Origin of the sequence: Lactobacillus gallinarum DSM 10532 = JCM 2011 (assembly GCF_001434975.1) — a bacterium.
Taxonomy (GTDB): domain Bacteria; phylum Bacillota; class Bacilli; order Lactobacillales; family Lactobacillaceae; genus Lactobacillus; species Lactobacillus gallinarum.
This window is the reverse complement of sequence record NZ_AZEL01000044.1, coordinates 1-14,902: the sequence shown is the minus strand read 5'-3', so window position 1 is coordinate 14,902 and position 14,902 is coordinate 1. Positions and strand designations below refer to the sequence as shown.

17 protein-coding genes and 1 other annotated feature are annotated in these 14,902 nt (G+C 34.7%); of the genes, 14 read left to right on the top strand and 3 right to left on the bottom strand.

What is annotated here, in order from left to right; all coding sequences use genetic code 11:
* Positions 1-5 precede the first annotated feature (5 nt).
* From FC37_RS05090 to yjeM, 11 genes are all read left to right on the top strand, one after another.
* Entirely contained in the window at positions 6-671 is a 666-nt protein-coding gene (locus FC37_RS05090; protein ID WP_025005372.1) for a response regulator transcription factor, read from the top strand.
* Positions 672-679: 8 nt separating this feature from the next.
* Positions 680-1,954, top strand: coding sequence for a sensor histidine kinase (locus FC37_RS05085; protein WP_025005373.1), 1,275 nt, complete (start codon positions 680-682; stop codon positions 1,952-1,954).
* A gap of 44 nt (positions 1,955-1,998) precedes the next feature.
* Positions 1,999-3,174 (top strand): MFS transporter, encoded by a 1,176-nt coding sequence (locus tag FC37_RS05080; protein ID WP_025005374.1) that lies wholly within the window; start codon positions 1,999-2,001, stop codon positions 3,172-3,174.
* Between the two features lie 18 nt (positions 3,175-3,192).
* The gene (locus tag FC37_RS05075; RefSeq protein WP_025005375.1) at positions 3,193-3,600 is read left to right on the top strand and encodes an OsmC family protein; all 408 of its coding nucleotides are present in this window, start codon (positions 3,193-3,195) and stop codon (positions 3,598-3,600) included.
* A 12-nt stretch (positions 3,601-3,612) separates the two neighbouring features.
* Positions 3,613-4,317 carry an aldo/keto reductase gene (locus tag FC37_RS05070; protein WP_025005376.1) on the top strand — a complete coding sequence of 235 codons (705 nt, stop codon included), beginning with the start codon at positions 3,613-3,615 and terminating at the stop codon, positions 4,315-4,317.
* An 85-nt stretch (positions 4,318-4,402) separates the two neighbouring features.
* A complete protein-coding gene (locus FC37_RS05065) occupies positions 4,403-5,179 on the top strand; it encodes a hypothetical protein (RefSeq protein ID WP_025005377.1) in 777 nt (258 codons plus the stop codon).
* Between the two features lie 119 nt (positions 5,180-5,298).
* Positions 5,299-5,595 (top strand): SH3-like domain-containing protein, encoded by a 297-nt coding sequence (locus FC37_RS10780; protein ID WP_025005378.1) that lies wholly within the window; start codon positions 5,299-5,301, stop codon positions 5,593-5,595.
* Positions 5,592-5,783, top strand: coding sequence for a hypothetical protein (locus FC37_RS10775; protein ID WP_025005379.1), 192 nt, complete (start codon positions 5,592-5,594; stop codon positions 5,781-5,783). Before FC37_RS10780 ends, FC37_RS10775 begins: the two co-directional genes overlap by 4 nt.
* 255 nt (positions 5,784-6,038) lie before the next feature.
* Entirely contained in the window at positions 6,039-6,188 is a 150-nt protein-coding gene (locus tag FC37_RS10770; protein ID WP_236697284.1) for a hypothetical protein, read from the top strand.
* A gap of 156 nt (positions 6,189-6,344) precedes the next feature.
* Complete coding sequence (locus FC37_RS10765) at positions 6,345-6,797, top strand: hypothetical protein (RefSeq protein ID WP_236697283.1); 453 nt, start codon at positions 6,345-6,347, stop codon at positions 6,795-6,797.
* An 83-nt stretch (positions 6,798-6,880) separates the two neighbouring features.
* Entirely contained in the window at positions 6,881-8,377 is a 1,497-nt protein-coding gene (yjeM, locus tag FC37_RS05045) for a glutamate/gamma-aminobutyrate family transporter YjeM (RefSeq protein WP_025005380.1), read from the top strand.
* A gap of 146 nt (positions 8,378-8,523) precedes the next feature.
* Here the strand turns inward: yjeM and FC37_RS05040 are convergent, their stop codons facing one another.
* A complete protein-coding gene (locus tag FC37_RS05040; protein WP_025005381.1) occupies positions 8,524-9,000 on the bottom strand; it encodes an S-ribosylhomocysteine lyase in 477 nt (158 codons plus the stop codon).
* 57 nt (positions 9,001-9,057) lie between these two features.
* The gene (locus FC37_RS05035) at positions 9,058-10,158 is read right to left on the bottom strand and encodes a vitamin B12 independent methionine synthase (RefSeq protein ID WP_025005382.1); all 1,101 of its coding nucleotides are present in this window, start codon (positions 10,156-10,158) and stop codon (positions 9,058-9,060) included.
* 195 nt (positions 10,159-10,353) lie between these two features.
* Positions 10,354-10,601: a binding site (T-box leader), on the bottom strand.
* Between the two features lie 119 nt (positions 10,602-10,720).
* Here FC37_RS05035 and FC37_RS05030 point away from each other — a divergent pair.
* Complete coding sequence (locus FC37_RS05030) at positions 10,721-11,119, top strand: hypothetical protein (RefSeq protein ID WP_025005383.1); 399 nt, start codon at positions 10,721-10,723, stop codon at positions 11,117-11,119.
* Positions 11,120-11,167: 48 nt separating this feature from the next.
* Here the strand turns inward: FC37_RS05030 and FC37_RS05025 are convergent, their stop codons facing one another.
* The gene (locus FC37_RS05025) at positions 11,168-11,674 is read right to left on the bottom strand and encodes a hypothetical protein (RefSeq protein ID WP_025005384.1); all 507 of its coding nucleotides are present in this window, start codon (positions 11,672-11,674) and stop codon (positions 11,168-11,170) included.
* A 76-nt stretch (positions 11,675-11,750) separates the two neighbouring features.
* Between FC37_RS05025 and FC37_RS05020 the strand changes: the two genes are divergently transcribed.
* Positions 11,751-12,377: an IS1634 family transposase gene (locus tag FC37_RS05020; protein ID WP_025005385.1), complete on the top strand. Its 627-nt coding sequence runs from the start codon at positions 11,751-11,753 to the stop codon at positions 12,375-12,377.
* 315 nt (positions 12,378-12,692) lie between these two features.
* Positions 12,693-14,849, top strand: coding sequence for a 5'-nucleotidase C-terminal domain-containing protein (locus FC37_RS05015; RefSeq protein WP_236697282.1), 2,157 nt, complete (start codon positions 12,693-12,695; stop codon positions 14,847-14,849).
* Positions 14,850-14,902 lie beyond the last annotated feature (53 nt).

Sequence of the window (14,902 nt, the reverse complement as noted above, 5' to 3'; positions counted from 1 at the left end):
ATTTAATGAAGATTTTAGTCGCAGAAGATGAACCACAACTACTCAGAGTATTAACTGTTGCCATGCAAAAGGCAGGTTATGAAGTTGATCCTGTCGATAATGGCTTAAAAGCCGTTGAACACACTAAGGAAAATTCATATGATGTCATTATCTTGGACATTATGATGCCGGTAATGGATGGAATTACCGCTTTAAAAAAAATTAGAAAAAGTGGTGATAAGTCATATATTTTAATGCTTACTGCAAAGTCAGAAATTGATGATCGAGTAACTGGCCTTGATAGTGGGGCAGACGATTATATAACTAAACCATTCTCATTAAAAGAATTGCTGGCTAGACTGCGTTCAAAGGAGAGAAGAGAGGATGACTTTACTCCTAATGAAGTGAGCGTTGGTGATGTTACTCTGAATGTGTCTGAACAAGAATTAGTGAGTCATAATTCCATTCGGTTAAATGGACAAGAAACGCAGTTGATGGATTACTTTATTTTGAATGAAGGAAAAGAATTATCGACTGAAGAATTACTTAGCCATGTATGGCGCAATGACAAAGATGCAAACAGCGACATAGTTTGGATATATGTCTCCTATTTAAGACAAAAATTGCAATCAATTCAAAGTTCTGTGAAGATTAACGGAATAAAAGATGGTAATTATAGCTTAGTTAAGTAGGTGATAAGATGATTCAAAAATTTCGCTGGAAATTTATTGGTGCTTCTGTCGCTGCTTTATTGATAGTTTTGTTAATTACACTAGGTAGTTTGGTAGGAATTACTCGTATTCAAAATCAAAATGAAGTTAATCGAGTTTTGACCGCTTTAGTAAAAAATGAGGGTCATCTTTCACCGCATAATGCGCAGCCGGCTTTTGGCAATCAGGATGACTTAATTAATCGGAATTTTTTAGCGGGAAAATATAATCCTGAAGCTGTTTATCAATATCGCTATTTTGCGGTAACAATTGATGCTAACCATCAAGTTAAGGTTATTAATAACAATAACGTTTATAAGATTAAAAATACTGAAATTGCTGATATTACTCGCAGAACATTGGCTGAACATAATAAGCAAGGAAATATTAAGGCGGGACAAAATCAGTATGCTTATAGAGTTACCAAAGATTCAGCTGGTCAAACTTTAATCGTCTTTTTAAATGAGACCTTAATTTATAATCGTTTTTGGTTGATGTTCAGAGTGGCAGTGGTTTTAGGAATTGGCGCATTAATTGTATTCGCATTAGTGCTAATCTTAGTTTCTCGCAGAGCAATTAAACCGATTATTGATACATATCACAAGCAGCAGGAATTTATTACTAATGCGGGGCATGAGCTGAAGACACCTTTAGCGGTGATTTCTGCTAATACCGAAATGGAAGAAATGTTAGGTAATGACTCGGAATGGAATCAAAGTACCAAAGAACAGGTTGATAAGCTAACTAAATTAGTTAATCGATTAATTTCATTAGCTAGAGCGGGTGAAATGGGAGAATTAACTTTAAGTAAAGTTAATTTCTCAAAAATTGTTGAACAATCAACTCAAGATTTTAAATCGATCATGAAAAAGAATGATCTGACATATCAGGTTTCTATTCGTGAAGGATTAAATGTAATTGCTGAAAAGCATTCATTGGCAGAAATCATTAATATTTTACTTGATAATGCTAGAAAATATTGTGATCCACATGGCAGAATTAGAGTGGAATTATCCAAGAGTCCTTTGAGCAAGAATGCTGTTTTGCGTATCAGCAATACTTATAAAGAAGGCAAAAACAAAAATTATACTCACTTTTTTGAAAGATTTTATCGAGAAGATGAGTCGCATAATTCTAAAAAAGGCGGCTTTGGCATCGGTCTCGCGATGGCACGCGAGTTAGTACAGGCTTTTCGTGGCAAGATCTCAGTTGGCTACAAGGGCGAAGACATTGTTTTTACCGTTAGTCTTAAAATAGTCAAATAGTTTCTTGATAGTTGTATAATAAAAATAGAAATCGAGGGACTGATTTGACTAAGAGAAAATCTATTTATAGCAAAGATGTTGTCTTAGTAATGGCAGCATCTTTTTTCTTTATGTTTAGCACGATGTTTGTTAACCCACTGATTAATGGGTACGCTAAAAAATTAGGAGCCAGCAGTGCCTTTGCCGGCGTGATTGTTGGGATTATGAGTATAGCGGCCATGTTTTTACGCCCTGTTGCAGGTAACTTAACTGATAAATTTTCAAAGTATCGTTTGTCTTTAATTGGCGGTGTTTTGATCTTGATTGGCGTGTTAGGCTATATTTTTACGCCATCAAGTGGACTGTTGTTATTATTTAGACTAATCAACGGAACGGGCTATGTTCTGTGTACTGTTTGCATGACAACCTGGCTAGCATTTTTAGTACCGCGTCAACACGTAGGTGAAGCGATGGGCTTTTACGGTTTAATGAATGCACTAGCTATGGCATTAGCACCAGCGCTTTCAATTAATATTTATCAAAAAATTGGTTATCGTGAAAGTTTAATTGCTGCAGCGATTGCGGCCTTTTTGATGATTGTGGCGATTCAGTTTGTTGGCAATCATGCTTTGCCACTTAAGAAAAAAGGACAGACGCAGAAAAAGCACTTTAAGATTATCCAGATGAACGTTTTGCCAGTCGCAATTTTAACCACGTTGTTTGGGATGCCTTATTTTATTACGCAGGCTGATATTGTGACTTATGTTGAACAGCGTCATTTAACTGTCGCTGTTGGTAGTTACTTTTTGATTTATGCGTTAGTCTTATTAGTGATCAGAATAGGCTTAAAGCGGTATTTTGATACTGTTCGTTTTGGTGTGTGGTTCTGGCTTAGTCTGGTGTCTACTGCAGCTTATATCTTTTTATTGGCAGTGATGAATAATAACTGGCAAATGGCCTTAGCTGCTGCTGGAATGGCGTTGGGCTATGGTATTATTTATTCCGTTTTGCAGTCTACGGCATTATTGCTTGCCCCCATTGAGGAGCAAGGTTTAGCCAGTTCTACTTTTTACCTGGGATTGGATGTTGCAATGTCCTTTGGCCCGATGATTAGTGGGGTAGTTGACAGCGTATTGCCGGTTAAATATTTTTATTGGGTTGATTTGGTATTGGTGCCTCTGATGTTAGTAGTTTACTTTATTTGGCGCAAGCGACTTAATGGAGCAATTGATCACCATTAACAGAGAAAGGAAAATATTATGAGTGACTATTTAGTAAAATCTAAACTTGAAGATACAGAATGGCAGATTAAGAGTGATGCTCGTGACCATAGCTTTATTTGTGATGTAAGTGATGACAAGTACAATGCAGGACCTAATCCAGTTGAATATTTGTGCGGCAGCGTTAATTCTTGCATTGAAATATCGGCAGGGATGATTAATAAAATCCATCATCTTGGTATTAAAAATCTTCGTATTGAAAATCAAGCTAAAACAGAAAAATTAGACCATGGCAAATCTGTGGTTACTGAAATGAAGATTAAGGTTTTCTTTGATTCAGATATGACTAGAGCTGAAAAAGAAGAATTTTTAGCCCATAGCTTGCACGTATCTACGGTATATCAAACCCTTAAAGAAGCAATTAAGATTTATGTTGAGCTGGGATAGGGATGAATTTTGATGTCAATTTTTGATGAAGCAATTGTACTAAATGATGGTAGCTTAATACCTAAAGTTGGTGTGCAGGTTGATAATGATCAAACTTTTAATGAAGCCGTTGCAGCAGGATTTCGATTGATTGAACAGACTGCTGATCAAAAAATGAACATGCGAAAAAAGTTACCACAGCTCTTTTTGGAAACTGTGATTTCAGAGGATGTAAAGACCAGTGAGGAATTACGCAATTATTTTGCTACAGTTAGGGCTAATTTAATTAGCAGCCGTCCCGATCTTTGCTTATTAAAATTGAGTGATGATCAAAAACGTAATCAGGAAATCTGGCATGAATTGGAAGAAGCAAAGTGTAAAGGCTGGGTTAAGTGTTTAGGCGTTGCCGACGCAACTACTGATAGTTTAGGTGAATTGCTTAAAGAAAAAGTTAAGCCAGTAGTAATGCAATTAAACTACGAAGATCCAGTATTAATTAATCTAGCTCGTGAGCATAAAATGCAAGTTGAGATTTCGATTAGAGAAGATATTGATGCTTTAGCAGAAATCGCAACTAAATATAAAGTTAGTGTCATAGACTTGGTTATTAGTTACTTTAACCAAAAGAGAATTATTCCATTGATTGAAGCAGATGCGATGAAGGAACAACCTAAAGCAGATATTAAAATTCAAGCAGAAGATATGGAAATAATCGGACAATTATTTGCTAGTAATTAAGATGTAAATATAGTTGGATTTGTATTTTGATGAATAATAATGAATGTTATAATGAAACTATAAGAGTTTAAGTTAGGAGATTAATATGAAAACTAAAAAATTATTTACTTCATTAGCTGCAGCTGTGATGCTTTCAACTAGCTTAGCTGGTAGCGGTGCTGTATTAAGTCAAACTGCACATGCCGCTGATACAACTCAAACTGCAAGTACCAATTCACAAGCTAAAAAAGGTACTATTAGCGTTAAGCGTAGATCAGTAGCTGTTACTATTAATAGTGATAAGCCTGCTTTGCTCGCTTTGAATTCAGATGGTAAAACACTTAAAAAGATTGCTTCATCTTACACAAAGGGTCAAACTATTCAAGTTTATTATTCATTAGATATAACATCAAATGGTCAAAATAATAATTCAGCTGTATATTATGTTCAAAATATGACAGTTGATGGTAAAGACACTCCAGTCTTTATCCCAGCAAGCGAAGTAACTGCTTCAACTAAAGTTCCAACTCAAGATGAATGGGCAAAGCAAGCTGAAAGCGATGCTAAAGCAATCCAAGATGCTTACAATAACAGAGATTTAAAGTACATCGTTGTAACTCCTAAGTCAAAGAAGGGTGCAAAGATTTACTACGCTTACAAGAAGACTAAGAAGTCCAAGAAGATCTACTTCAAAGCTTCTAAGAAGAAGATCAAGAAGGGTAAGAAGTTTAAGTCATCAATGATCGTTAAGCATGGTAAGACTAGATATGTTTATATTGGCAAGAAGCGCTATGTAAAGCAAAGTGCTGTTAAGTTAGTTAGTGCTAAATATGCACCAGTTAAGTTATCAGATGATCTTAAGAGCTTAATCGTAGAAAACTAAAATTAAACACAAAATAACAAAAAGTCGAGATTCGTTCATGAATCTCGGCTTTTTTGTATTGAGTAATGAAATTATTTTCTTAAAATAGATAACTGGGATTATTAGTAGAGGGATATTTAATGAAGAAATTAAAAGTATTGATCATTATGAGTTTAATGATTATTTTTTTAGTTAAACCAAGAACGGTTTTAGCTAAAAGTTTAGGTTCATTTCAACCCAAGATGATTAATGAAAATGGTAATTATCGAATTTATCGAAAATTAACGCGTAAGGGTCCAGCGGGAAGTATGGGTCTGGCACGTACCTTTAAATATGGCAATTTTCAAGCGAATGCCGTAAGAAAAGTAGGAAAGTCAAAGTATTATTACGTTTGGATTGATGGGCACAAAGCTGGCTTAATCAACGAGCTTTCTTGAGAGATAAAATTGATGTTGCCAAAAATGTTAGTTTAGTTAAGAATTCACATTATAGTTTTCCTACAAGGGATGCAATTAACTTCGCTACAGACTCAACAGGAACCGTGATAGATCCTGATAAAGTTAAGGCATCGCAAGATGAAGTGTTATCTAACGATGCTGGTAAGCATAAAATAAAGTTTTCTTAGGGTAAAGCTCGTGCACATATAGTAGTTGAGGTAAGAAGTAATGCTCATGAAGGCATTGCTAAGGCCAATAAAACGGAGCAAGCGGGAAAAGCTGCAAGCAGTTGGTTTAAGCATTACAAAACTTCTGGCAATTGGGGCAAAGGTGCAAGTTATGCACCAGAAACCAAACTACACGTTTTAAAAAGCAAGCCTTTTAGATTAAAGACATATTTCTATCAACCTGCTACTTTAAGCCAAGATGGCGAAAAAATTGGGATGGTAGGTCCTGTGCCTGAAGGTGTAACTATTTCGAATGGTTCAATGTATGCGACGATGTATGAATCACCACATAATACGCGTGCACATATTGTGGTCTATAAGTTTAATCACGTACCTAATCGCTATGTTATGCAAAAGTTGCCATAGCTTCCTTGGGCAGAATTCACGCGATTAGCTTCCGAGGTCAAAGTTAGTCCTAATATTAAGTTAGGGCATGGTCAAGCATTTGGTGCTACAGATAAGTATATTTATGCAATTGCTAATGACCATTTGCTTCGTCATAGCGCTCAGTCTGAAGAAATTATGCAAATTAGTAAAAAAGATTTGCGAATTAAACGAATTTGGACTTTCAAGATTTGGAATAAATCAGCTAAGGATGGTCGCTATGTTCATAACGCTGTCTTTATAAATGATAAAAAATTTATTGCAGTCTATCATAGTGCAACCGAGCACCGCTTCGAATATTGGGAGGTAACTCGCCGCGGCAACAGTTGGCATCCCGTTGAGATCGGTGCAACTAAAGGTGAATTTATGCGTAATAATTCGCCAGTACAAGGTATCGCATATGATAAAAAGAGAAAGCAAATTTATCTTGCCTTCAATGATTATTTATTTAAAACAAATCGTGCTGGTAAAGTACTGACTAGCGGTCATTTTCATACTGGTCGCGAATTTGAGGGGATTTGTGTCAATGATTCGTACTTATATGCGGAATTAGCACAAAGACCGGAATTATTACGTCAAAAAATTAAATAGGATATAACAGCTTCTTTTGAATTTACATTTATAAAAGTTCATAATAGTAAATGTTTGTTTAAAAAAGGAGTTGTTTTTTATTTATGGAGCAAGATAATCACGTCAAGATTAAGCTAGGAAGCTTAGTTTTGATGATTTTCTCTTCTATTTTTGGATTTAGTAATTCATTAACAGCCTTTTATCAAATGGGGTATGCAAGTATCATTTGGTATATTGTGACTGCCATTTTATTCTTTTTGCCATCTGCATTAATTTTTGCGGAATATGGTGCTGCATTTAAAGGAATAAAAGGTGGAATCTTTTCTTGGCTTGAAGGATCAACTAATGAAAAAGTAGCATTTATCGGAACTTTTATTTGGCTATCAGCTTGGGTTGTATGGTTAGTTTCATCTACTCAGTTTTTCTTAGTATCTGTTTCAACAGCAATATTTGGCCATGATACCACACAAAGTTGGCATCTAGGGGCTCTATCTTCGACTCAATTATTAGGAATTTTGGAAGTTATTTTCTTAGCTGTAGTAACTTTTTGTGCAGCAAAGGGAATTGATAAAATAAAGACTATCAATAATATTGGTGGGATCTTTACTTTGGCAATTGCTATTGGCTTTACTGTTGTTTCATTGTTTGTATTCATTTTGAATCATGGACAATTAGCTGAACCAGTTACTGCACAAAATTTGGTACATTCACCTAATCCATCATTCCAATCACCAATTGCGGTTGTTTCATTTATTGTGTATGCATTGTTTGCTTATGGCGGTTTGGAAACAACCTCAGGGGTAATTGATTCTGTTGATAAACCAGAAAAGACTTATCCAAAAGGTTTAATCATTGCCATGGTGATGATGACTGCACTTTATGTGGTTAACATCTTCATGTGTGGTGTGGCTGTTAACTGGAATAAAGAACTCGGTGTCAAGGGCGTTGATTTGGCTAATGTGGAATACGTTTTGATTAATAATTTGGGTGTGGTTACTGGTCACAGCTTAGGACTTTCAGAATCTGCATCTTTGGCAATTGGTTCCGCATTTTCACACTTTGCAGGTATTGCCGATGTTTTATCAGGTGTTGCTGCAGCTTTCTTGATGGTTTACTCACCAATTAAGTCATTTATTGAAGGTTGTGATCCACGCCTTTTGCCTAAAAAGTTGGTGCAATTGAACAAGCATAATATGCCTGAACGTTCAATGTGGGTACAAGCAATTATCGTTAGTGTAATTATCTTGTTTATTTCATTCGGTGGTAATGCTGCAGATCAGTTCTATACCATCTTGATGGATATGATGAACGTATCATCATCTGCACCATACTTGTTCTTAATTGCTGCATATCCATTCTTTAAGGCTAAGAAAGATTTAGATCGACCATTTGTCTTTATCGAAGGTAAGAAAAAAGTTTGGGCTACGACAATTGTAGTTTGGTTGGTTGTAGCTATCGGTATTGTCTTTACTTGTATCGAGCCTTTATTTACAGGTGATTATCAAACTTCATTCTGGACAGCAATTGGTCCGGTAGCATTTGGTGTTGTCGCTTGGATATATTATGCATACCGTGAACATAAAGAAAAAGTAAATTTATAAAATAAAATACTAGTCTAAGATTATGGTATTGTAGGTAATCTTGAGGCTAGTATTTTTTATTCTCGTTACTCTCGCAAACTTTCGCTTTTTTCGCGTGAATAACGCGAGAACAAAAAAGAAGATCCTTGCAGATCTTCTCAAGTTGATTATTCCACTACATGACGTTCAAATGGATCATCTGAAATACCTTCAGCCAAAATGTCTCTTGACCATTGCTTAGCTGAAAATAATGAGTGATCTCGGTAGTTACCACAAGATTCAATAGTTGTGCCCGGTACATCTTTCCATTGAACGTTATCACGAATTTCTTCTAGTGATTCTTTCAAGGCTTTAGCAACTTCAGTAGTTGACGGGGTACCCCAAACTAAAAGGTGGAAGCCGGTACGGCAGCCGAATGGAGAACAATCGATATAGCCATCGATACGATCACGTAAAAGGCCAGCTAATAAGTGTTCAATAGTATGCAAACCGCCAGTAGGGATGGCATTTTTATTTGGTTGAACTAAGCGTAAGTCAAAATTGCTGATTTTATCGCCTTTAGCACCTTCTTCAACAGTGATTAAGCGTACATAAGGTGCTTTAACTTTAGTATGATCTAATTCAAAGCTTTCTACTTTTCCCATAATTTTTCTCCTTGTTTAAAAAATTACTTAACTTCATTTTAACTTGAATATTAAATTTTAGCCCCAAACTTGCTTGGCAGTATCAACTACTAATTTGATTTTGTTCCATTGGTCGTCAGTAGTTAAAATATTTCCTTCTTCGGTTGAAGCAAAACCACATTGAGTACTGAGTGCCAAATTGGTTAAAGGAACTAGTTCAGCTGCTTCGTTAATTCGTTTGATTAAATCTTCTTTTTCCTCTAGTTTGCCTGACTTTGAAGTGACGAGGCCAAGAACAATTGTGACATTTGGTCGGTTGTTCCAAATAGTTTTAATAGGTGCCAAATCACCAGCCCGCTTGCTGTCATATTCTAAAAAGAAACGATCATAGTTTAGTTGTGCCAGGTATGAGGCAACTGCTTCGTAGCCACCTGAAAACAAAAAGGTAGATTTAAAATTGCCGCGGCAAATATGAGTAGCTAGTGTCAGATCATCTGGCAAGTTGACTATAGCTTGATTGATTACGTAAACTGAATCTTCAGCTAATTTTGTATATTTAGTATGCTCTGTAGGATTATCTATAGTTTCATTAAGTTTGCTGATTAAAAATGCCCAAGTTGTATCATCAAGTTGTAAATAGCGACAACCTAGATCATAGAAATGTTGAATAGTTTTATGATAAGCAGTAGCTAGATCATCCAGATAATCCTGTCGATTATCATAAAATTTGTTCCAATTGTCCGATCGATTATCTCTAAAAAGCATAGTAGGTGAGGGAATAGTTTGCTTTATCTGCACGTTCGCATGCTTTTGGGAAAATTTAAAGGCTTCAAAAAATGGATGATCAGGATTAAAAGCAATTTTGCCAGCTAATTCGACATTATCAGTTCGCGTTTTAGCACCGTGGAATTGATAACTTTCGTGGTAGTTATATTTGGCTACGCCAGTTAAGTTCCAGAGAAAATCTAAGTGCCACCAGCTGCGACGAAATTCTCCGTCAGTTACAAATTTTAGGCCTAGACTTTCTTCTTTTTGAATTAATTGATCAATTGCCTGATTTTCGACATGCGTTAATTTTGCTTGAGAAATATTTCCTTCATTAAACTTCTTTCTTGCTTTTTTTAATTCTTTTGGTCGTAAAAAGCTTCCTACAATATCATAATGAGTTAAGTTAGTCATACTTTTTCTCCTTGTAATTATTCAACAATCAACAGTCCGCAAATAATAAAAATCAACCATACAAGGAGACACATTCGTTCAAATACTTTTCTATTGATAATAATCTTTGAATTAGTAATTATGATTGCTTTTTTCATGATTGATTCCTCCTTTGAGTAGATAAGCAAAATAAAAAGCGCCTCTAGCATATTTCATGCTAGGGACGCTCAAGCGTGTTACCACCCATGTTTAAATTAACTTCACAGCCAATTCCTCAATAAGTACTCCCAATAGGGAAGACTCAGACGGGGTAACGATCGTCACTCGTAATTTGCTTACTTAATGCTCGCATTTTAATTTAGCTCCAAGACCATATTCATTGCTTGCCATTGCATCGGCTTTCACCTAATCCGACTCTCTGTTAGAAATTTTAAGCAATTACTCATCTTTTTCTAAGCTTTTATTAATTTAATTGCCATTATAATACGCCGAATGAAAATTGCTGTCAAGAAAAACTTTGATTGATTTTAGAAAATAAGACAGATAATATGTGGTTAGTAACAAGAAGAATAGGAGAGAAAAAATGACTAAAGTTTTCTATGTAAATGCTGATTTGAATAAAGTAGTCAGTGGCAAAGAAATAGCTGCCAACACGCAAAAATTTACTCAAGTACATCAAGATGCAGTTATTGCAGAAAAGAATTTAGATTTAAATTATGACCAGGTGATTTTTCATAATTGTCCTAAGGGATATAGACTGGTTGATGAAGTGGATGAAAATTATAATGTGGAATACGATAAAGTATACGTGCCTATTCAAGTAGAATATGGCAATATTAAGAATTTCAAAAATGATGCATTTGATATTCATGATCATGAAAGCAGTGAATATTTCCAAAAATGGTTGTTGTGTTCCTTTTTAGCTGACTCGTTGCCATTTAACGTTGCAGCAAGAGTAGAAGCATGGTTTGGCGAGGAATAAGTTAAGTAAAAAAACTCCAAAAGCATTTAACTTTTGGAGCTTTTAAATTTATCGACTTAATTTGTGAATCTTATGTGCTAAAACCATTTCCTTGTTACGGTCTGCATAAATTGCATCTTTAAGGTAATTTATTGGCTTGAGCAAGGTATTTCTGCTGGTAGTAGACAAGTAGATTGCATGATGATGATCTAAATGGCGCAAATATCTTTTGGCATTTTGAATTCTAGCATGGTGCTCAAGGGCTAACTTCGGCTTGAAGCCCGTAATTTGGTGTTGAGCATTATAGATAGGAACAACTTGATGATGCCATTTATCAATATGATGAGTATTGTGACCACCAATCTTCTTACTTGCTTTGACAATATCTTTCTTAGTGGTCAAATTATCTTGTTTTTTCAGCCGTGAATTTTTATCAAGATAATAATTGCCAAGACCATCTTGCCGATATAGTTGTAAATTCTTAACTGAGTCTTCTTTATTGACAGTTACTTTTAAAACGTCACCATTTTTGTAATTCATTAAATACATGTCGTGATCAATGGTGTAATTCTTCATGATAAAATATTCACCTCTTCTACATTAATTATCTAACATGATATTATAGTTATTTTTTTAAATATTGGAACTGTTTTTGCTAAAGTATTTACGTTATCAACGTCAAATTCGCGAAAATCAAATTAATCGAGCTATTAAACAAGCTAATTCTAAGCAAAAAAGCAGAAAAAATAATCCTAATGATCCAGCTCGGTTTATTACAGAAAAGCATTTCACAGAAAATGGAGAGAAAGCAGATAAAGTTCAATATGTAATTAATAAAGATCAAATCAAAAAAGAAAAAATGTTTGATGGTTTTTATGGTATATGCACTGACTTAGAAGCCTCACCGCTAGAATTGATCAAGATTAATAAAAGCCGTTGGGAAATTGAACATTGTTTTAGAGAAATTAAAACAGAATTTCAAGCCTGCCCCGTTTATTTAAGACGTGAAGAACGAATAAAAAGTCATTTCTTAGTTTGTTTCTTAGCATTACTAGTCTTTCGCTTATTTAAACAAAAAGTTCCAGGCTACAGTAGTTATGAACTAGTCAAGACATTAAGGAGGTTTGCTTTAACTGAAATCAGTCCAGGAGATTATATACCAATCTTTCAAAGAACAGATTTAACAGATAAAATTCACGAAAGTTTTGGCTTCAGATTAGACCGAGAGTTAATAACACAAAAATATTTCAAAAAAATTTTTAACCAGACCAAAATTTAGAAAAAATACGCACTTTTTACTCTCTATAACTGTCAAACTCGGGATTAAAAAACATCACTAAATTAAAAATCACAAAATATACAAATAATACCGTTAAAAGAGTTGAATATCGATGGCCACAATTCGTTAAACGAGGCTACAAATATAGTGCTTGGCTAGCTGCAAGAAGTATGAGCTTTTCAAAAACAGGAGCGCTAGAATTTTAAAAAAATAAAAATTTGAAATTATTAACTTTATTTGGCTATTGAACTATAATTGTTCATGTTTTATACTTTGCTTAATAAATATTATTTAATTTAATTCGAGGGGTATAAAATGAGATCACGTATCACGTATGGAATCATTACTAGTTTAACTGCAAGTGCATTAATGGGATTATTTTTAACAAATGTCCAAGTTAAAGCAGATATGCAACAAGTTCAACAATCAGTTGTTCAAACTACTCAGCAAGATTCTGATTCACCAAAGCAGTCATCAACTGTTTCTAACACCGAGAATTCAAAAGAACAACCAGTAGTTAGTTATACGGATCACCAGTCAAAGCCGAACAATGATAAATGGTCAAATCCTGCTAACTATAAAAACGACATTCCTGTACAAATTTTAGGTATCAATGATGTACATGGAAATATTGATACTACTGGCAAAACTTGGATTGGTTATCGTTCATATCAAAACGCAGGTAATGCTGCTAGATTAGCAGGTTACTTAAACAATGCCGAATCTGATTTCAAACAAAAAAATCCTAACGGTACAAGTATTAGAGTTGAAGCTGGTGATATTGTCGGAGCATCTCCAGCAACCTCTTCCCTTTTACAAGATGAACCTACTATGCATGCACTCAAAGAAATGCATATTGAAATTGGTACTTTAGGAAATCACGAATTTGATGAAGGATTAGATGAATTTGATCGAGTTTTAGAAGGAAAAGCTCCTAAAAAGGGACAATTTAATCAAGAAGAACAGGATTATCCTCACGAAAATTCTGGTATTCAAATTGTAGTTGCAAATTTAATTAGAAAATCTGATGGACAGATTCCATTTGGCTGGAAGCCATATTTAATTAAAGAAGTAGAATCAAACGGCAAAAAATCTAAAATTGGTTTTATCGGAATTGAAACCACAGATCTGCCTAAATTGACATTTGCTAAAAATTTGAAAGATTATGAAGTGTTAGATGAGGCAGAGTCAATTGCTAAGTATGATAAAATTCTGCAAGATCAAGGCGTTCACGCTATCGTTGTGCTAGCACATACTGGTGTTGAAACCTATAAAGGAAAAACTGAAGGCGATGCGGTCAAAATTTTACAAAAATTATATCGCATTGATCCTGATAACTCAGTTGATTTATACATTGCTGCTCACTCACACCAATACGCTGATGGTGCCGTTGGCAATACAAAAATTGTTCAAGCTGCAAGTTTTTCAAAAGCATATGATGATTCAATCGGCTATATCGATCCGTCAACCAATGATTTTGTAAAGGGCAGCTTAATCACACATGTTTACCCTGTTATGTCATCAACTGATGACAAGGATATAAAGGCTGATCCAGATGTAGAACAAGTTATTAAAGATGCTCAGCAAAGGACCTCTAAGATTACAAATAGCGTGATTGGTAAAGCTGAAAAAGCAAAAGACATTACTAAAGATCTCAATTCAGATACTGAAAATGAAGTTGGTGATCTAGTAGTTGATGCTCAACTTGCAGAAGCTAAGCGTGAAGGAATTGCTGCAGATGTCGCATTAACTAATGGTGGTGGTGTGAGAAGCGACTTAAAGGTTGACCCAGATGGCTCAATTAAATGGAAGTCTGCACAAGCTGTTCAACCATTCAGTAACCAACTTCAAGTTTTTGAAATGACTGGGAAGCAACTCTATAACATACTTAACTCACAATATGATGCAACTAATGAAGATCGTTATTATCTCTTAAGTGGTATGCATTATGTCTATACAACTCAAAATGATAAAGCATTTCCAAAGAAAATAGCTGTTCTTTATGATAGTAACAATCATCCAGTTGATCCAAATAAAGTTTACCGAGTAATTACCAGTAATTATTTAGTTGACTCAACTAAACAATTTAAAGGTGCCAAAAAGGTGGCAGATATTGGTGTTGACACAGATATTTTCGTTAATTATCTTAAACATCAAACAGAAGCAGGTAAATTAATCACTGCCCCTATACTTAACCGTAAAAAAGAAGTTACTCCTGAAGAAGCTAAGCTATTAATTAAGGAAGCACAGGATGAATTAAATAAATTGACCAATAGTTCTTCTGAAAGTAATGTAGAGTTGAATAATAGTGTTGATTTAGTTGATACAAATTCAAATAACGATTCAGACAATAAACAAATTGATATTAAAGAAGCTAACCCAGCAAATGATACAAAAATCACATTAACTCATAATGCATTTGTATATGATAAAAATGGAAAGCTTGTATTAAAGTTAGGAAGAAATTTCTGAGACTGTAAAATAGTTTGTGTAAGGATGAATGATTCCTTAAATTTATTTCTTTA